Source organism: Enterococcus sp. AZ188 (assembly GCF_050544075.1).
Classification (GTDB): Bacteria; Bacillota; Bacilli; order Lactobacillales; family Enterococcaceae; genus Enterococcus_D; species Enterococcus_D entomosocium.
Window position 1 is genome coordinate 1,908,359 of record NZ_CP172943.1, and the last position, 18,364, is coordinate 1,926,722.

Here is an 18,364-nt window from a genome sequence, read left to right on the forward strand (position 1 = left end):
CACTAGCTACCTGCCTTTTCAAACGCTTGTTCTAAATCCGCCAGAAGATCCTCACTGTCTTCGATGCCAACCGACAACCGAATCAGGCCATCTTTGATCCCTGATTGCTGGCGGATTTCTTTAGGGATCGAGGCATGGGTCATCACGGCTGGCACTTCTACCAAGCTTTCCACGCCACCTAAGCTTTCTGCTAAAGTAAAAATCTTTAATGATTCAACAAATTCTGCTGTTTTCGATTCATCGTTTAGTTCAAAAGATATCATACCGCTATACCCGGACATCTGTGATTTGGCGATCTCATGACCTTCATGGTCAATCAATCCTGGATAATAGACCTTTGCAACAGCTTGATGTGCTTGTAAGTAGTGGGCAATTTTCATCGCATTGTTTTGATGTGCTTTCATCCGCAAAGCAAGTGTTTTGATGCTTCGTTGGATCAACCAGCTATCATGAGGCCCCAATACACCGCCAATAGCGTTTTGTAAAAAGGCAATTCTTTCGGCGATTAGCGGCTCTTTGGCAACCGCTAATCCAGCTACTACATCACTGTGTCCACCGAGATACTTGGTAGCACTGTGAATCACAATATCTGCGCCTAATTGTAGCGGCTTTTGAAAATATGGCGTCGCAAAGGTATTATCCACGATCGTCAAGAGATCGTGCTGGGCAGCTAGTCTCGCAACCGATTTGATATCCGTGATTTTTAACAGCGGATTCGTCGGTGTTTCCAGAAAAATCGCTTTGGTCTCCGGAAGAATGGCTGTTTCAATAGCAACTAAATCATCGGTTTTGACAAGTGAATAAGTCAACCCGCTTTTTTCTAATACTTGATGAAGCAAACGAAATGTCCCACCATAAACGTCATCTCCTAAAATGACATGATCTCCTGTCTGAAAAAGCGTGAAGATCGCATGGGTGGCTGCTAATCCAGAGGCAAAAGCAAACCCTTGAGCGCCTTCTTCAAGATCCGCAATCAATTCTTCTAAGGCAAAACGAGTTGGGTTGCCTGAACGACTGTATTCATATTGCTTTGGCTGACCAAGAGCATTTTGCCGATAGGTAGATGTTTGGTAGATTGGCACACTGACTGCACCGGTGAGTTCGTCTTCGCTGATACCGCCGTGAATTACTTTTGTATTAAAATGCATTGTTTGTTCCTCCTATGAATGGTGTGATTGCTGATTGGCCAGCATAAATCTTTTTTGATAGATAGCGGTCGCCACCATCGGGAAAGACTGTGGCGATCGAGCTTCCGGTTGGTAATTCGAGGCTTTCTTTTACTGCTGCTGCCATCACGGCTCCACTTGAACTTCCAACAAGCAGACCATAGTTTCTTGCCAAGTAACGAGTAAAGGCAAAGCCTTCGGCATCACTTATCGTATAAATGTTATCAATAAGCAAATCGTCAAAAAATTGTGGAATGAACTCAACACCGATCCCTTCAATCTCGTGGCCATGGGCAGGACCGCCGTTCAAGATTGATCCTTCCGGTTCAACAACAGCAAGACGAGTGCTTGATTTTTGCTTCTTTAAGTACGTCGCGACACCCGCAAAAGTACCACCACTGCCAGCGCCTGCAACAAAGCTGTCAATTTTTCCATGTAATTCCTGATAGATCTCAGGCCCCAATGTTGCTTGATAGGCTGCAGGATTGTTCTGATTATGAAACTGCAATGGCATAAAACTATTCGGCTGTCCTTTTGCTAATTCCTTTGCTTTTTCGATTGCCCCTTGAATGCCAGCTTCCGTTGGTGTATGAACGATAGTTGCGCCTAATGCCTCAATCAATTGCTGCTTTTCAATGCTGAATTTCTCTGGAATAACAAAAATCATTTTTAGTCCATGCTCGATCCCGGCAATAGCTAAGCCAATCCCGGTATTTCCGGCTGTCGGTTCAATTACTGTTGTCTCATGATTGATTGTACGCTCACGAAATGCCTCATCGATCAAGTACTTTCCTAAGCGGTCCTTAATGCTGCCACCAGGATTTAAATATTCAAGTTTCGCATAGATTTTACTTCCCTTTTTTCCGCCTAAAGCTGCGGCATCAAATTCAAAGAGCGGGGTATGCCCTATCAATTCTTTTACATTTTTAACGATCATCGTTTGACTCCTTATTCAGATTTTTAGGCAAAACTTGTAAGCTTCATATACATATTTTGGCTTGCAATCATCAGCCGTCGCCATTGAAAGCGGTAAAAAAAAGCAAACAAAAAGGGGTACTGACTATTACATCAGTACCCCAAAAAAATGTCGTCTTATCCGGATAGAAGCGAATCACTAAAAAAATCAGCGATCTGCTGCGACAAAGGAACTAATAATAGGCATGACAAATGGGTATGCTGCTTTTTGCACCATACAACAACAACAGGTAGTTTGTGTGTTGAAGTTCGTCATGTCTTGTTCCCTCCTTTAATTTGCTTGTTATCAAAATAGCACGACTCTTTTTTTTTGTCAAATATTTTTTTAATCAACAAGTATCGATCAATGAACGTTTATAAAATAACATTAAAGAGGATAATAAGCAGTCACATAGGCATCCACGGCTTTGATCGCGGCTACAACATCTTCTGCGGATACCGTGAACGGCATATTGTGAATCGTCTCCCCTTCGATGGTTGCTTGTTTACCGACTTTCATAAGCTCTGCATCGCTAACATCAGAAAGATGCATTTCAGCTAATGTCGTTGGTAATTCCAACGCCTGATACAACTCAATATATTGGTCAATTTCATCAGGATCCGCGTTTTCCAGCATCAATTGTGTAAGTGTCCCGTAAGCAACTTTCTCCCCATGAGTCAAATCATGGACGTCTCCTTCAAGGGCTGTCAAGCCATTATGGATCGCATGAGCTGCTGCCAAACCAGCACTTTCAAAGCCTAAACCACTTAACAGAGTGTTGGCTTCCACGATTTGTTCAAAAGCTTCGGTAACGACTTGTTTTTTATTTGCTTGATAGGCTTTCAGTGCATTCTCAAAAAGAATCTCTTCGCATTTTTCAGCGATTGCCATGCCGGCAATTGGTTGAATACCACCCACCATATTCTTACTATGGCTTCGGGCAACGGCGCGTGCTTCGACATAGGTTGCTAGTGCATCCGCAATACCCGCTGCAAGTAATTTGGCAGGCGCTTTCGCAATAACGGCTGTATCCACTAAGACAAGTTCAGGGTTTTTGTTGTAAAAACGATATTTTTCAAAGCGACCTTCATCTGTATAAATAACAGAAAGTGCCGAAGTTGGTGCATCAGTAGAAGCGATCGTTGGCAAAACAGCAATCGGTATGTTTAATTCATCCGCAACAGCTTTCCCAGTATCGATGGCTTTCCCGCCACCTAATGCAGCAATTACTTCAATGGATTCGCTTTTGGCTTTAGAGACGATACGATCGATTTCATTTGCAGAAGCTTCTCCACCAAAAATTTCTTTTACCGGACCTAAATCAGCCGCTTTGAGATTTTCAAATAAATCTTCCCCGGCAATTTTCCAAACTGTTTCATCGGTCAAAAGCAGCACTTTCTTTCCTAGATCTTTAATGTGAGATAAACCATCCTTCAATACTCCTTTTCCTTGAACGTATCGTGACGGACTCGCAAATATTCTTTCCATTGTATCTCCTCCTTCAATTGGTCTACTTTTATTGTGACACACTAAGCAAGCGATTTCAAAGGAAAAGAAAAAAAGATGGCCAAGAAGATTCGATTCTCGCCCATACTGCACATTTATAGCCATACAAACACTCATGCCCTTATAAAACTGATGGTTTTATAAGGGCATGAATTGGATTATTTACTTGTTATTTCTTTTTCCCACCAAAAGCATCTTTCATTTTATCAAAAAACCCTTCTGGTTGTTGTTCGGTGGTTTCATGACCACTAGCTTTTGCATAAGCCCGCAATGCTTCTTTTTGTTCCTCATTTAAGTTCTTAGGTGTGATCAGCTTCACTTTGACTTGTTGATCGCCATTGCCGCCTCCCCGTAAGCGAGGTGCTCCTTTACCGCGTAAGCGGAAGTTCGTACCTGTTTGGGTCCCAGCTGGGATTTTTAACTTCACATTCCCGTGAACGGTTGGCACATTGACCTCATCTCCTAAAGCTGCTTGGACAAAGTTCAACGGCAACTCGTAATAAATCTCTGAACCGTCACGATCAAAAATATCACTTTCTTCCACACGGAAAACAACGTATAGGTCCCCATAAGGACCACCATTGGTTCCAGCTTCCCCTTGGCCAGATAAACGCATTTGTTGTCCATCTTCGACACCTGCAGGCACGTTGACTTTTACATTATGTTTTTTCTTTTCATGGCCAGTACCATGACAGGTTGTACATGGTTCTTTGATTTCTTTCCCAGTTCCATGACAAAAATCACAGGTTTGACGGCTCATTACACGACCAAGCGGTGTTTGACGTTCAACATTGATAGTACCTGCACCATGACATTTATGACAGGTTTCTGGTGAAGTACCTGGTTTTGCCCCGTTCCCGCCGCAGGTATGACAGGTTTCTTCACGATTGTATTGAACAGTTTTTTCCACTCCGAAAATCGCTTCTTCAAAGGAAAGATCAACCGCATATTGCAAGTCTGCTCCTTGTCGAGGTGCATTAGGATTGGCTGCTCTGCCGCCTCCGCCACCAAAAAACGATTCGAAAATGTCTTCAAATCCACCAAAACCGCCACCGGAGAATCCGCCACTGTTAAAGCCGCCGAATCCACCGCCATAACCGCCTCCGTAGTTCGGATCGGTACCAGCATGACCATACTGGTCATAAGCAGCTCTTTTTTGGGAATCACTTAATATTTCATAGGCCTCAGAAATCTCTTTAAACTTTGCTTCTGCATCAGGTTCTTTATTGATGTCTGGATGATATTGTTTTGAAAGCTTACGATAAGCTTTTTTGATTTCGTCATCCGAAGCCCCTTTTTGTAGACCTAAGACCTCATAATAATCTCTTTTGTCTGCCATTGGCTTCCCTCCACTCTATTCTTGCGTCTCTCGTATTTTAGCATATAATTCGCTCTAGAAAAATACGTTTCGCAAATTCATAAGAAAAAGCCAAAGCGGTGACTTTGGCTTTTTCACAAACAGCGATTATTTATCGTCACCGTCTACTTCTTCAAAGTCGGCGTCAACCACATCGTCTGCGCCGCCTTGTGCAGCTTCTGGATTTTCTTGTGCTTGTTGTTGTGCTGCTTGTTCGTATAATTTAACGGTTAAGTTTTGTACGATTTCATTCAAAGCATCACGTTTCGTTTTCATTTCTTCTAAGTTGTTTGCTTCAACCGCAGCTTTCAACTCATCACGAGCTTCTTCCGCTTTTTTGACTTCGTCTGCATCCACTTTGCCTTCAAGCTCTTTCAATGTTTTATCAACAGTGAACAACAATGCATCGACGTCATTGCGTAGATCAACTTCTTCTTTGCGTTGTTTGTCAGCTTCAGCGTTTGCTTCAGCATCTTTTACCATGCGTTCGATTTCTTCATCTGATAAACCTGAAGATGATTTGATCGTGATTTTTTGTTCTTTTTGTGTACCTAAATCTTTTGCAGAAACATTAACGATCCCATTTTTATCGATATCAAATGTTACTTCGATTTGAGGGATGCCACGAGGTGCTGGTGGAATATCCGTCAATTGGAATCTTCCTAATGTTTTGTTATCAGCAGCCATTGGACGTTCCCCTTGCAAGACATGGATATCAACGGCTGGTTGATTGTCTGCTGCAGTTGAGAAGACTTGTGATTTACTTGTAGGGATCGTTGTGTTACGATCGATCAGTTTTGTGAAGACAGCACCCATCGTTTCGATACCTAATGATAATGGTGTAACATCTAGTAAGACAACATCTTTCACATCCCCAGTGATCACGCCACCTTGGATCGCAGCCCCCATCGCTACCACTTCATCTGGGTTTACTGATTTGTTTGGTTCTTTATTGGTTTCTTTACGTACAGCATCAACTACTGCCGGAATACGAGTTGAACCACCAACTAAGATCACTTCGTCGATTTCTGATTGTGATAGCCCAGCATCTTTCAAAGCTTGACGTACTGGAATTTTTGTACGTTCTACTAAGTCTGCTGTTAATTCATCAAATTTCGCACGAGTCAAGGTCATTTCCAAGTGCAATGGACCAGCATCGCCAGCTGTGATAAACGGTAAGCTGATTTGTGTACTTGTTACACCTGACAAGTCTTTTTTCGCTTTTTCAGCAGCATCTTTCAAACGTTGCAAAGCCATTTTATCTTTTCCAAGATCAATGCCGTTTTCTTTTTTGAATTCTGCTACCATGTGATCGATGATTTTGTTATCAAAGTCATCCCCACCTAGGTTGTTGTCCCCAGCAGTTGATAATACGTCAAAGACGCCATCACCTAATTCAAGGATCGATACGTCGAAAGTACCGCCACCTAAGTCAAAGACCAAGATTTTTTCATCTTTATCTGTTTTATCTAACCCATAAGCTAAAGCTGCGGCAGTTGGTTCATTGACGATCCGTTCTACTTCAAGACCGGCAATTTTACCAGCATCTTTGGTTGCTTGACGTTGTGCATCGTTGAAGTATGCAGGAACAGTGATGACTGCTTTTTCAACTTTTTCCCCTAAATAGTCTTCAGCAAATCCTTTGATGTATTGAAGAACCATTGCGGAAACTTCTTGTGGTGTATACGATTTGCCTTCAACTTCTACTTTGTATCCAGCTTCACCCATATGGCGTTTAATAGAAGAAATCGTATTAGGATTTGTCACTGCTTGGCGTTTTGCAACTTCCCCTACTTGGATCTCACCATTTTTGAATGAGACAACAGAAGGTGTGGTACGGTTTCCTTCTGGATTCGTAATGATTTTTGCTTCGCCGCCTTCAAGGACAGCAACAGCTGAGTTTGTTGTTCCTAAGTCGATACCGATAATTTTACTCATAAGTAATACACTCCCTTTTTTAATTTAAACATCTACTTATAGATAGAAAGAACTATTGTGCAACGATGACCATGCTTGCACGCAAGACACGATCATGCAATTTATACCCTTTTTGCAAGACAGTAACGATTGTGTCTGCCGGTGTTTCATCAGAGGCAGGTACAGTCTGCACCGCTTGATGCAAGTTCGGATCGAACATTGCACCTTCAGCAGGAATCTCTTCGATTCCCTCTTCTTTTAAGGCTTGACGCAGACTTTCAAGAACCATTTCAACGCCTTTTTTCAAATTCGCCGCTTGGTCTTGATCGACATCTGCTGCCATCGCTCGTTCCAAATTGTCGATTGCTGGCAACAGTTTTTTGCCAAGATCTTGCGAGCGGTATTTTTGTAAAAGTTCCCGCTCGTTGCGGTTACGTGAAGTGATATTTGCGATCTCTGCACGAGCACGCAGGAATTGATCTTCCAATTCATTATTCTTTTCTTGCAAAAGTTCCAATTCGCTTTTTTCCACTGTTTCTTCCTCTGGTTGAGGAGTCTGTGCTTCAGTTTCAGTTGATTCATTTGAAGATTCAGTTGTTTCTGCGGTTTCTTCAGCAGTTTTATCTAATTCTTCATCTAAACGCTCTTCTTTTTCCGTCACGTTTCAACCATCCCTTCTACGATTTGTTTCATTGCCGCTTATTCATTGGCAGCGTCTAATGCGCGATAATAATCGGCCAATTTTTTTGCTAACTCGCCTCGAAAAACTTCCATCAAACCAAACATCCGTGAATACGGCATACTTGATGGACCTAATAAAGCGATCGTTCCTTGTCCATGACCTTCGATTTCATAGCTAGCTTGGATCAGACTCATATTTTGTAACAAGTCATTGCCAAGCTCAGAGCCGATTCTGATTTGAATCGCAGAATCTCTTGGCGCCAGCAGCTGTGTCAGCTGATCTGCATTTTTCATAAATGAATACATCGATTTGAACTGACTAACATCTTGCGTCGGTTCAAAATCCAGAAGATTCATTCGCCCGCCGACGAAGATTTTTTCTTCAAAAATGTGGCTCAGCATCGTATCAAAGAGATCAACGATTCCGTCAGTCGTTTGAAAATACTTATGCAGAATCATAGGAATCTCTGTTCTTAAACGATGGTAGACCGTCATTAGAGGCTCACCAATCAATTTGTCGTTGATGATCCTTACCATTTTTTCCAAATCTTCGCTGCTCATCGATTCAGGAAGAGTAAAGACTTGATTTTCGACATTCCCTTTATCCGTCACGATGATCGCGATGATCTGTCGTGCATTCAATGGGACGATTCGAAAACCGGTCAATTTCCTTTCCTTCATATCTGGCCCGAGAGACAACGCTGTATAGCTAGTCAAGTTGGACAAGATCGTGGCAGACTGCTGGATGATTTCATTGATTTCATGAAAATCTTTTCCAAAAGAATGACGAATGGTTTGAATTTCGTTTTGGTCAACTTCCGATGGCTTCAATAAGTGATCAACGTAATAGCGATACCCTTTTATTGACGGCACACGCCCTGAAGATGAATGTGTCTTTAACAGAAGTCCAGCTTCTTCCAGCGCCTTCATCTCATTACGAATGGTGGCAGAACTAGCTTCAACCCCATCTTCCATCAATCGCTTCGAGCCCGTGGGCTGACCAGTATTCGTATAATTTTGGATGATGAGGTGTAAAATCATTTGTTGTCTAGGTGTCAACATTTTATCCACTCCTCCGTTAGCACTCATTCCTATTAAGTGCTAACACGATTATAAATATACCATATTTGCTAGGAATGTCAAGTATTTGCATCACTTTTTTAGCACTCTTTCTAAGAGAGTGCTAAAAAAGAAATCAAAAAAAGAAGCAGCACGAAATGGCTACTTCTCTTACTCGTTCTTTCTTATTTTTCTCCATCCAAGAGAAATGCTTCAAACACTTCGTTGCCAATAAACATCCCAGCTTTCGTTAAAAAGACACGGTCACCTTGACTAGCCAACCAGCCTTTTTGAATCAACTGTTCGCTCGTTGAACCATAGATTTCCTGAAAAGACTTCCCGAATTTTTCTGCAAACTGTATTTTTGAAATGCCGACCTTTTTACGAAGGCCTAAAAACAGTTCCTCTTCCATTTGATTGCTGGTTGTCAATTCTTCGATTTCGTGGATTGGCAACTGATTTTCCTGTAATGGTTTCAAATAATGCTGGATTGGACCTTTGTTCTTGTAGCGAGTCTGTCCAAGATACCCGCTGGCGCCTGCCCCAAAGCCAAAATAATGTTCATTGTTCCAATACACTAGATTATGCAAGGACTCATACCCTGGTCGTGCAAAATTACTGATTTCATATTGGTTCAATCCAGCTTTTGTCATCGCGGCGATCGCCTCATCAAACATCTGCGTTTCAGCTTCTTGAGAAGGCAGTGCCATTCTCCCTTGGCGAACCCAGTTCATAAACATGGTTTTGTTTTCTAAAATCAAAGAATACATCGCATAGTGAGGCAACCCGAGATCAATCGCTCGCGTCAGTGTATCACGGAAGCTTTCTATGCTTTGTCCCGGAAGTGCATAAATCAAATCGATCGTCACATTCTGAAAATCATGTTTTTCCAGCAGCTGAATAGTTGAATAAACATCTTCAGCGGTATGCTTGCGGCCAATTTTTTTAAGCAAGCGATTATCAAAGGTCTGGACCCCCATCGACAAGCGATTGACTTGATGGTTTTTCAAAACCAGCATTTTTTCTTCACTCAAATCACCAGGATTTGCTTCCACTGTAAACTCTTTGGTTGTGTGTGTTGGCAGCAATTCATGCACACCTGACAGCAATCGATCCAGTTGGTTCGCCGAAAGCGACGTTGGCGTCCCGCCGCCGATATAAATCGTTTTCGCCTCATTGAGAGGCTGACGCAAGAGGGTCAGCTCAATTTCTTTTAGTAACGCTTCGATGTACTCATCCACTGGCTGCCCTTCTAAAAACACTTTGTTGAAGTCACAGTAGTAGCAGATATGTTCACAGAAAGGTATATGTATATACGCAGAAATATTTTGCGCGCTTTTTGTAGATGGATCGTTTATTGTTTGACCTTCAGGCATTCCTAAGTAATTCTCCTCTACCTTCTTTTTTGCTCCCACCGCTGAGAGCACCGGCACTCATTGTAGCATAGTTCTTAGAATTCTCCTATCACTTGGACTATTTTTAAGCAAGAAAAAACACCACTTCCAAGAAGTGATGTCTTCAAATATTCATAGAAAAAATAAAGAGCACTACTCTTATTAAGTACGGTAAAATACCGCTTTTGTTCTTATCCCGCCCAGAAAAAAATCTGTTTGTTACAAGAACTAACACTTCCCCCAAACTGTTAGCGCCACAATAGATAAGCTGTTGTTGACGGCTTACTTAACAAGAGCAGGACTCTTATTCATGAAAGACAATTGCTTGTCTTATCTGACTTAAGTATACCTTTTTAAAAAAATTAAGTCCTATCATCTTTTTCACCAGTCTATGAAAACGATGAGAATCTTCACCTTGGTAACAGTTATAAAATGTGCAGCAAAATATCGATCAGATAGCGGATCAACCGATACGCAATAAATAAGAAGAAAATATTTCCCAGCAAGAATTGAAAGACATTGCCAATCGATCCCTTAAAGGAGCGAAAACTGAAATAACGCGACCAACGATTGAACCCGTTTTGGCGGTTTCGTTTCAAACGATACGCTTCATCATACTTCATCTCCAAGAGGTCATAATAAAAAATCATCAAGGGTTGTTGCACAAAGAAAACTTTTTTATAGCCTGCCATCAACGTGTACTGCTTATTATTGGAAGGAAAGTTGCGATTGCCGTTTTTCTTCACGCGCATCGTTGTTCCATCATTCATTTGGAACGCATAATGATCCTCAAATTCTGTCAGTTGATGAATTTGCGGCACCTGATTTTCTTCTTCGAAAGCAAGTACGACCTCACTCGCTCGCTGATAAAGTGAAACCAACCACGCCATTATGCCTAGCAATATAACTAGCAAAATGATATTTAAAAGCAAACTTTCTTGTAACAAAAGTAAATAACCTAAGATAATCAAAATCGCCACACCAAGGGCAATCATTCTTCTACGGAAATAACTGCGATACATCAATTCAAAAGAGCGCCGATAATAGGCAAAATCTTCTTTAACAAAATCCATTTTTTCCACATCTTTCTGTGTTTAGGTTGCTGATAATGTATCAAAGATCCTTTTGAAAGTCAATTTCCCTCAAAAGTTTCAGCGTCTGATTTGTTTCAAACAAGAAAACGTTTTATAATGGAAGATGTAACAAAAAAAAGCGATGAAAGTAGGTTGAGATACGTGATATTACAAGAAACATTTACCTTGCAGAACAAACTGGCAATTCCTAAGATTGGCCTTGGAACCTGGCAATCTTCTCCAGAAGATGCTTACAACGCAACAAAATTTGCCATTCAAAATGGTTATCGACATGTCGATACAGCGGCAGCTTACAAAAACGAAGAAGCGGTTGGGAAAGCTGTGCGCGATTCAGGCGTTGCCCGCGATGAAATTTTTGTTACCACGAAAGTACCTGCTGAGTTAAAGACCTACCAAGAAGCGGTTGATAGCATTGATGCCTCTCTAAAAAAACTTGACTTAGGGTATATCGATTTGATTTTGATCCATGCCCCTCGTCCTTGGAAAATCATGGGAAACAATCCAGAAAACAAAGATTTTTATCTTGAAAACATCGATGTTTGGAAAGCATTAGAAGAAGCCTACTTAAGTGGAAAAGTAAAATCGATTGGTGTTTCCAACTTCGATCAAAAAGATTTGCAAAATATTTTTGACCATTGCGATGTGAAACCGATGGTCAACCAGTTTATTTACCATATTGGCCGCACAAATGAAGAACTATTGACATTTTGCAAAGCGCACGAAATTTTAGTGGAAGGCTATTCACCAATCGCTACTGGTCGTTTACTCGATAACGATGCAGTGAAGACGATTGCTGAAGCCTATGGAAAATCTATTCCACAACTTTCAATTCGTTACTTGCTACAAAAAGACATTCTGCCATTGCCAAAATCCGTTCATGAAGAATACATTGCTGACAATGCCAAAGTTGACTTTGAAATTTCTGAAGAAGACATGAAGAAATTGGATGAGTTGCAAGCTTAAGAATACTTGCGTTTAATTGAAAAAAGCAGTCCGATCAAGTCCAGTAAATGCTGGTCATGGATCGGGCTGCTTATTTTCTTCTACAACTCTGTTTAGAAAAACAACCGTTTCTTAGTCTGTTAAAACTGAATTCTTCTTATGTTAGTTGTTCAAAGGTACCCCACACTTTTACTTCTTGTTCTTCTACCATTGTTCTGCCTTTTGCTAGAACCGTTTCTACTGCTAATGAGTCTTTGTTCAGCAAGCAAATATCAGCATCCATCCCTGCTGCAAGACGTCCCTTTTGATCAAGCTTCAATACTTTCGCTGGATTGGAAGTGATTGCTCGAATGGCGATCTCCAATGGAATCTGCTCTTTTTGGACTGCTTCTTTAATGCCTACCATCAGCGCTCGCGAACTGCCGACACCCAGACCTATGAATTGATTGTTTTCATCAAAGTACGGGAGGCTGCCTTGCCCATCAGAGGTCATGGTAAATTGATCCAGGCCGATCCCTTCTGCTAACAAACGTTTCAATCCTTTACTGAAGCGAACCTCATCGTCTTCTTTTTCCCAGAAATCAGGATCTTCACTCGCCGTAAAATCAATCGTTCCACCCATTTTTGCAAAAGCAATACTTGCTTCGAAAAGCTCGCTGGTCCGATTGGCATGTGTCGGTAAAAATTGGCTGATTGGAATCTCTGTCTCTTCGATGGTTCGTAAAAGCAGCTCATATTTTTTCTTTCCTCCACCTAAGTGGACGTTTACGATACCTGCTTTTCCAGAAAGCATCCCACCAACACGAGCATCCGCAACCGCGCGGGTAAATTCTTCGAAACTTGGTTGTGAAGAACGATGGTCAGAAACGGCAATTTCACCGATACCAATAATTTTATCGATAGTCAAAAAATCTTGGATGATGGAATCCGTGACGGGCGCCAAAGGCAATCGATACGAACCGTCATAAAGATAAGTCGTGATGCCTTCCGCCTCTAGTCCACGCGCCTTACTGATCAAGGCAGTCATATCTCTGCCTACTCCGTCAGTACCTAAACAGCCAACCACTGTCGTTACTCCTGCAGAGGTCAATTGACTCAATTTCACTTCTGGTGTCCGGTTTTGAAAGCCGCCTTCCCCGCCACCTCCTAAGATATGAAAGTGGCAGTCAATAAAGCCGGGCACAGCGAGTAACCCTGTGCCATCGATTTCTTCAAGAGGAACACCTGAGAATCCTCCTTCAATCGAATCTTGAATAGCAATGATCTTGTCTTCATTTAATAAAATATCTTTTTTTCCTAAATAGTCAGGAGCGTAAACCTCTGCTTGTCGTATCACCTTCATAAGTGCTTCCTCCTTGTGGCTGATTACTTCTTATTGCAAGCCGATTGCGACCGCAATAAAGATAAAAATCGTTCCTAATACAAATAAGAAACCTTGCATTTTGATCTGGAATTTCGCCCATTTCACCCATTCGATTCTTGCGACACCTAAGACACCGATCAGACTTGCCGATACTGGAGTGAAGGCATCCATAAAGCCCGAGCCTAATTGATAAGCCAAGACAGCGATCTGTCTAGAGACACCTAAAAGATCGGCTAATGGCGCCATGATCGGCATGGTTAATGCAGCTTGACCTGAATTTGAAGTCACGATCAAATTGAAGAAGCTTTGGAAAATGTACATGAACCAGGCACCAATAAAAGCTGGAACATTGCTTAACAATCCGCCGATGCTGTGCAAAATCGTATTCAACGCTGACGGCACATTGGCATCAGAACCGCCGAGAACCAGAAGAATCCCTTTGGCCATCCCTACAACGATTGCAGTTCCTGCCAATTCTGAGGCACCAGATTGAAAGGCACTCGCCACATCATTCAAGCCCATATTTTCTAATTTGAAAAGAACCGCTATGATTCCTGCCCCTAAGCCCATAACAAAGAATTGAGAAGCAATCTCGGGAATATAGTAGCCTTTCTGCGTCACACCCCATACGATCCAGATCAAAACCGCCAGCATTTCAACCAAGATCAATTTATGACCTAATAAAAATGGTTTTTGCTCACTGGAGGTTTTTTCAAGATGATTTCTAAAATACGCATCCGATTGATACGTTAGCGATTTCTCAGGATTCTTGCGAATTCTTTCGGCATAGATCATGAGGTACCCTGCGGATAGTGCGGTAACCACGACCCACATGATGATTCGGAACGTTGCGCCTGAAAGAACGGGAATACCTGCGATCCCTTGAGCTACTGCCACACTAAACGGACTCATCCACGAGGTGGCATTTCCAATCTGGGAGGCGACATAGGTGACGGTGACCGCCACGATCGAATCATACCCCAATGCGATCACGAAAGGCACCATGACCATCGAAAACGGAATGACTTCTTCTGCCATCCCAAAGGTAGCGCCCCCAAATGAAAAAGCAAAGAACAACAGCGGCAATGCCAAGCGTTCTAATCCACGAGTTTTGCTGATAAATGCAAAGATCCCCGCATCAATCGCTCCGGTTTGCATGATAATACCAAACGCACCACCGACCACTAGGATCAGTGCTGCGATCCCAACTGCTGAGCCGTATTTATCACCAGAAACCAATCCTTCAAAAACAAAATTTAAGAAGCCGAAACCGTTAAAGTCATCAGTTCCCCAAACCTTGGCTGTTTTGTGCAGTTTTTCAGAAGTATCATAAATTTTTTCGCCGTAAAGACTGTAAAGCGTGTCATCGGTCAGTCCCACCTCATCTAATTGACTCTGGGACAACTCTTTAGGCCCTTCAGCTAGAACAGCTGCTAAAGCCTCAGGATCGACATCTAATTCTTCCAACTCTTGTGGATCGTCTTCCAATTGATTCAACTGTTGATAGACGTATTCGTTATCTAACGGGTAGGCATAACGAAACGAATCTTGCATCAAGACCGTTCTGGTACTTATTTCCCCATTTGCATCGGTATACTCGATTTCTTGTGTACTGAATTTTCCAGCGGGAACTAAGAAAGTCAGCAACCACGCCAACAATACGACCCCAAAGATGATGACATACGTATGAGGCGTTTTCATTTTAGTTAAATCTTTCTTTTCTTTCCCCTTTTTCGCTTTTTTTCCAATTGTCACTTTTTCTCTCCCTTTCCCTTTGCAGCGTTCTGCATAAATTATCATTTTTGCCTATTTTTTAGTATATCGAAAAAACGTTTTTTCCTCATGGGGAAAGCATTAGAATTCAAATAAACTACGTTATAAAAAGAAAGAAAAAGAAAAAGTGAAAAGAAGCCAGAAACGCTTCTTTTCACTACGAATGCTTAGTTTTCTTCAGAAAGCCCATCAAAATAAGTTTCAGTGTCTCGTTCATCTTGCTTTAATTGTTCGATCAACGCTTGTGCGCCATTGAAAGCGACTTGATCACGTAAGAAATGATTCCAGCGGATCGCCACGGTTTCACCATAGATATCTTGGTGAAAATCGAGAATATAGATTTCAACTGTTAACTGGCGCCCCTGACCAAACGTATCATTGTGACCAATCGATCCCATCGATGGATACCACTTGTCACCGACTTTGATTTCCGTCACATAGACGCCTTCTTTTGGCAACCGAACGGTGCTCTTTACTTTGATATTCGCGGTTGGAAACCCAAGTTCTCGTCCTCTAGCATCACCGTGAACGACGGTTCCTTCAAATTCATAAATATACCCTAACAAGCGATTGACTTGTGCCATATCGCCATTTTGTAGGGCAGAGCGAATGCGTGTGGAGCTAACCTTTTCTTCATCAAACGATTCTTGCGCGACAGTCACAACTTCAAAACGATTTTCTGCATATGTTGGTAACAGCGCCATGTTGGCTATCTCTTTCTTGCCGTAGGTATAGTCGAATCCAGCAACAACAACTTTTGCATGCAGACCGATCATGTATTCATCCACAAACACTTGTGGTGCCAGATTTGCAAAAGCAGAAGTAAACTCAATGATATAAAGAATATCTACTCCAAGCTTTTCCATATGCGCTTCCTTTTGAGCCAAGCTGGTCAGGTATTGCATTTTTTCAGGATCGACTTTTTGGAAAACGATCGAGGGATGTTGATTAAAGGTCATTAATGCCAATTTTAACCCTTTTTCTTCTGCGATCTTTCGTCCTGTTTCAATGACTTTCTGATGACCTAGATGTACGCCATCGAAAAAGCCTAACACTAAGACGATCTCCTCATCAGGAATCGTTTCGTGATCATAAGGGTGTCTCATTTCAATGATTTCCATGTTCATTCTCCTATTTCTGTACGGATGACTTTTACCGGTTTCATCATATCTTGGTATTTGTCATGAGCTTTATAGATACTGATCAATTGTTCTCGATAAAAAATCGCCACTAATTCCTCTGGGCGCTCTTGTAATCCAAACACGCTGAAAGGCAAGCGCATGCCATTTTTTACTTTCTGCCAGAGGTCCGCATCGATCGTCACTTGAACAAACTCCGATACCCCATATTCCACCGGTAGCAGTAGTTCCGAAACACGTTGTTCATCGACTGCCTTTTGCACCTCTGCAATCGTGTAAGATTGTTCTTTAGAAAAACCACCGCTTTTTAAGCGAGTCAAATCAGACATATGCGCGGGTACACCCAGCAATTTTCCTGTGTCGACCGCTAACGTGCGAACATAAGTCCCTTTTCCACAAGAAACTTCAAAACGCCAGCTTTGCGTATTGTCCTCATGAAAAACCGGCTCTGAAATTCGTTTGAAGGAATAAATTTCTGCTTTGCGCTGTGGTCGCTCGACAGTTTCATTGTTGCGAGCATATTCGTAAAGTCGTTTGCCATTGACTTTGACCGCCGAATACATCGGCGGGATCTGGGTAATCGTCCCCGTCAACTGTTTCATTGCCTGATCGATTTCTGTCTTCGTAAACGGACGAGTTAGTGCTTGTTGTTCAACGATATCCCCCGACCGATCTTCTGTAGTGGTACTGAAGCCCAAGGTGATTTCCCCGGTGTAGACTTTTCCAGAATCAACCAAGTATTCGACGATCTTCGTTCCTTTTCCGATACAAATGGGCAAGACACCATCCACGTCAGGATCTAGTGTGCCGCTGTGTCCGATTTTTTTTGTCTTTAATATTTTTCGTAATTTAAACACGCAGTCGTGACTTGTTTGTCCACGCTCTTTCCATAATGGTAAAATCCCGTCCATCGTATTCCTCCATTTCACTTCAACTTGCTTATTATAACATATAAAAAAAATTCATTGCACGACAAAATCCTTTTCGCTCCTTCTCATTACATGATAAACTAAGCATATAAGGAGGTCCTAGAATGGTTGTTTTAACGATAGGGTCATTTATTGGATTTGCCATCTTTTTGATCATGATTCAGCTCGGCACGATGCAGCGTTGGGAAGAAGCGTTTGCTTTGCAGATCATCCAAAGCCGTACGCCTTCTTTGACGCGCATGATGCACTTTTTTACCAATTTAGGAAAAGCCTTTCCGACAGTTGCGATCGCTTTACTATTGTTTGTCTTTCCATCATCGCGGGCGGATCTTGCACCAAAAACAGCAGTCAGTATCTTCATAGTATCAGCAGCTGCTTACCTGATCAAACGGATCGTCCGATCGATCATCGTTTAGTTGAAGAAAAAGATCACAGCTTTCCTAGTGCCCATGCTGCCACATCCGCTGCCATGTACGGAACGATCGCCTTGAATCTTGGACAATTGGTTCCCTCAGCAGTCCTTCCGATGACTCTGCTGGCAGTTTTGTTAAGCTTTATGATCGGCTTTAGCAGAGTCTACTTAGGGATCCATTTTTTAACAGATGTGATCGGAGGCTGGCTCTTGGGGACAGGTGTTGCTGGACTGGTAACTTTACTGATGAATACCTGATGCTCTTTTCAAATAAAAAAGAACAGCTTCGATTGGAAGCTGCTCTTTTTTTTATTCTTCTGAGTGCAATGCGCGAATCATTTCATCAATTTTATTCCCGTATTGTACTGATTCATCCAATTCGAATTGGATTTCTGGAACTTTATAGAGCGTTAACGCTTGACCTAATTCACGACGAACCAAGCCAGTTGCTTTTTCCAGTCCTGCTTGGGCTTTTTGCTTATCTGAAGCTAAGTCCGTTAGGGTGCTGTAAAAGATCGTTGCTTGCTGTAAATCTCCAGTTACTCGTACATCTGTGATCGTCACATCTTGCACGCGAGGATCACGAACTTTTTTACGAAGAATTTGATTGACTTCTTTTAAGATTTCTTGTGCCACTCGGCGATCTCGATAGTTAGCCATTCAAAAAGCCTCCTTGT

The 18,364-nt window shown here is 42.1% G+C and carries 17 protein-coding genes; 3 read left to right on the forward strand and 14 right to left on the reverse strand.

What is annotated here, in order from left to right:
* Positions 1-2: 2 nt before the first annotated feature.
* The 9 genes from IGI86_RS08870 to IGI86_RS08910 form a co-directional block, all read right to left on the reverse strand.
* Positions 3-1,148: a cystathionine gamma-synthase gene (locus tag IGI86_RS08870; RefSeq protein ID WP_086299385.1), complete on the reverse strand. Its 1,146-nt coding sequence runs from the start codon at positions 1,146-1,148 to the stop codon at positions 3-5.
* A complete protein-coding gene (locus IGI86_RS08875; protein WP_005235659.1) occupies positions 1,138-2,103 on the reverse strand; it encodes a PLP-dependent cysteine synthase family protein in 966 nt (321 codons plus the stop codon). Before IGI86_RS08875 ends, IGI86_RS08870 begins: the two co-directional genes overlap by 11 nt.
* Before the next feature lie 405 nt (positions 2,104-2,508).
* Positions 2,509-3,609: a glycerol dehydrogenase gene (locus IGI86_RS08880; RefSeq protein ID WP_008382170.1), complete on the reverse strand. Its 1,101-nt coding sequence runs from the start codon at positions 3,607-3,609 to the stop codon at positions 2,509-2,511.
* A gap of 187 nt (positions 3,610-3,796) precedes the next feature.
* Positions 3,797-4,966 carry a molecular chaperone DnaJ gene (gene dnaJ, locus IGI86_RS08885; RefSeq protein ID WP_430617172.1) on the reverse strand — a complete coding sequence of 390 codons (1,170 nt, stop codon included), beginning with the start codon at positions 4,964-4,966 and terminating at the stop codon, positions 3,797-3,799.
* 126 nt (positions 4,967-5,092) lie between these two features.
* The gene (gene dnaK, locus IGI86_RS08890; protein ID WP_005235649.1) at positions 5,093-6,922 is read right to left on the reverse strand and encodes a molecular chaperone DnaK; all 1,830 of its coding nucleotides are present in this window, start codon (positions 6,920-6,922) and stop codon (positions 5,093-5,095) included.
* Between the two features lie 52 nt (positions 6,923-6,974).
* Positions 6,975-7,562, reverse strand: a complete 588-nt coding sequence (gene grpE, locus IGI86_RS08895; RefSeq protein ID WP_005235647.1) for a nucleotide exchange factor GrpE — start codon at positions 7,560-7,562, stop codon at positions 6,975-6,977.
* 38 nt (positions 7,563-7,600) lie between these two features.
* A complete protein-coding gene (gene hrcA / locus IGI86_RS08900) occupies positions 7,601-8,644 on the reverse strand; it encodes a heat-inducible transcriptional repressor HrcA (protein ID WP_005225934.1) in 1,044 nt (347 codons plus the stop codon).
* A 182-nt stretch (positions 8,645-8,826) separates the two neighbouring features.
* Positions 8,827-10,017, reverse strand: a complete 1,191-nt coding sequence (gene hemW, locus IGI86_RS08905; protein ID WP_008378119.1) for a radical SAM family heme chaperone HemW — start codon at positions 10,015-10,017, stop codon at positions 8,827-8,829.
* Between the two features lie 443 nt (positions 10,018-10,460).
* A complete protein-coding gene (locus IGI86_RS08910) occupies positions 10,461-11,108 on the reverse strand; it encodes a hypothetical protein (RefSeq protein WP_005235640.1) in 648 nt (215 codons plus the stop codon).
* A 117-nt stretch (positions 11,109-11,225) separates the two neighbouring features.
* Here IGI86_RS08910 and IGI86_RS08915 point away from each other — a divergent pair, with 117 nt between their 5' ends.
* Entirely contained in the window at positions 11,226-12,092 is an 867-nt protein-coding gene (locus tag IGI86_RS08915) for an aldo/keto reductase (RefSeq protein ID WP_005235638.1), read from the forward strand.
* Positions 12,093-12,228: 136 nt separating this feature from the next.
* Here the strand turns inward: IGI86_RS08915 and iadA are convergent, their stop codons facing one another.
* The 4 genes from iadA to truB form a co-directional block, all read right to left on the reverse strand.
* The gene (gene iadA / locus IGI86_RS08920) at positions 12,229-13,413 is read right to left on the reverse strand and encodes a beta-aspartyl-peptidase (RefSeq protein WP_016620344.1); all 1,185 of its coding nucleotides are present in this window, start codon (positions 13,411-13,413) and stop codon (positions 12,229-12,231) included.
* 30 nt (positions 13,414-13,443) lie between these two features.
* Positions 13,444-15,135 carry a putative basic amino acid antiporter YfcC gene (yfcC, locus tag IGI86_RS08925; protein WP_176273503.1) on the reverse strand — a complete coding sequence of 564 codons (1,692 nt, stop codon included), beginning with the start codon at positions 15,133-15,135 and terminating at the stop codon, positions 13,444-13,446.
* Positions 15,136-15,374: 239 nt separating this feature from the next.
* A complete protein-coding gene (ribF, locus tag IGI86_RS08930; protein WP_430617173.1) occupies positions 15,375-16,328 on the reverse strand; it encodes a riboflavin biosynthesis protein RibF in 954 nt (317 codons plus the stop codon).
* Positions 16,329-16,330: 2 nt separating this feature from the next.
* On the reverse strand, positions 16,331-17,257 hold the full coding sequence (gene truB / locus IGI86_RS08935) for a tRNA pseudouridine(55) synthase TruB (RefSeq protein ID WP_016610162.1): 927 nt from the start codon (positions 17,255-17,257) through the stop codon (positions 16,331-16,333).
* A 122-nt stretch (positions 17,258-17,379) separates the two neighbouring features.
* On the opposite strand from truB, the gene IGI86_RS08940 reads away from it, so the two are divergent.
* On the forward strand, positions 17,380-17,691 hold the full coding sequence (locus IGI86_RS08940; RefSeq protein ID WP_430617960.1) for a hypothetical protein: 312 nt from the start codon (positions 17,380-17,382) through the stop codon (positions 17,689-17,691).
* A complete protein-coding gene (locus IGI86_RS08945; RefSeq protein WP_430617947.1) occupies positions 17,592-17,945 on the forward strand; it encodes a phosphatase PAP2 family protein in 354 nt (117 codons plus the stop codon). Before IGI86_RS08940 ends, IGI86_RS08945 begins: the two co-directional genes overlap by 100 nt.
* Positions 17,946-17,996: 51 nt before the next feature.
* Here the strand turns inward: IGI86_RS08945 and rbfA are convergent, their stop codons facing one another.
* Entirely contained in the window at positions 17,997-18,347 is a 351-nt protein-coding gene (gene rbfA, locus IGI86_RS08950; RefSeq protein WP_005225925.1) for a 30S ribosome-binding factor RbfA, read from the reverse strand.
* Positions 18,348-18,364 lie beyond the last annotated feature (17 nt).

Bases quoted from the DNA above. Each gene is read 5' to 3' on its own strand.
- IGI86_RS08870 (WP_086299385.1), bottom strand. From the start codon at position 1,148: ATGCATTTTAATACAAAAGTAATTCACGGCGGTATCAGCGAAGACGAA.
- IGI86_RS08875 (WP_005235659.1), bottom strand. From the start codon at position 2,103: ATGATCGTTAAAAATGTAAAAGAATTGATAGGGCATACCCCGCTCTTT.
- IGI86_RS08880 (WP_008382170.1), bottom strand. From the start codon at position 3,609: ATGGAAAGAATATTTGCGAGTCCGTCACGATACGTTCAAGGAAAAGGA.
- dnaJ (WP_430617172.1), bottom strand. From the start codon at position 4,966: ATGGCAGACAAAAGAGATTATTATGAGGTCTTAGGTCTACAAAAAGGG.
- dnaK (WP_005235649.1), bottom strand. From the start codon at position 6,922: ATGAGTAAAATTATCGGTATCGACTTAGGAACAACAAACTCAGCTGTT.
- hrcA (WP_005225934.1), bottom strand. From the start codon at position 8,644: ATGTTGACACCTAGACAACAAATGATTTTACACCTCATCATCCAAAAT.
- hemW (WP_008378119.1), bottom strand. From the start codon at position 10,017: ATGCCTGAAGGTCAAACAATAAACGATCCATCTACAAAAAGCGCGCAA.
- IGI86_RS08910 (WP_005235640.1), bottom strand. From the start codon at position 11,108: ATGGATTTTGTTAAAGAAGATTTTGCCTATTATCGGCGCTCTTTTGAA.
- IGI86_RS08915 (WP_005235638.1), top strand. From the start codon at position 11,226: ATGGAAGATGTAACAAAAAAAAGCGATGAAAGTAGGTTGAGATACGTG.
- iadA (WP_016620344.1), bottom strand. From the start codon at position 13,413: ATGAAGGTGATACGACAAGCAGAGGTTTACGCTCCTGACTATTTAGGA.
- yfcC (WP_176273503.1), bottom strand. From the start codon at position 15,135: ATGAAAACGCCTCATACGTATGTCATCATCTTTGGGGTCGTATTGTTG.
- ribF (WP_430617173.1), bottom strand. From the start codon at position 16,328: ATGGAAATCATTGAAATGAGACACCCTTATGATCACGAAACGATTCCT.
- truB (WP_016610162.1), bottom strand. From the start codon at position 17,257: ATGGACGGGATTTTACCATTATGGAAAGAGCGTGGACAAACAAGTCAC.
- IGI86_RS08940 (WP_430617960.1), top strand. From the start codon at position 17,380: ATGGTTGTTTTAACGATAGGGTCATTTATTGGATTTGCCATCTTTTTG.
- rbfA (WP_005225925.1), bottom strand. From the start codon at position 18,347: ATGGCTAACTATCGAGATCGCCGAGTGGCACAAGAAATCTTAAAAGAA.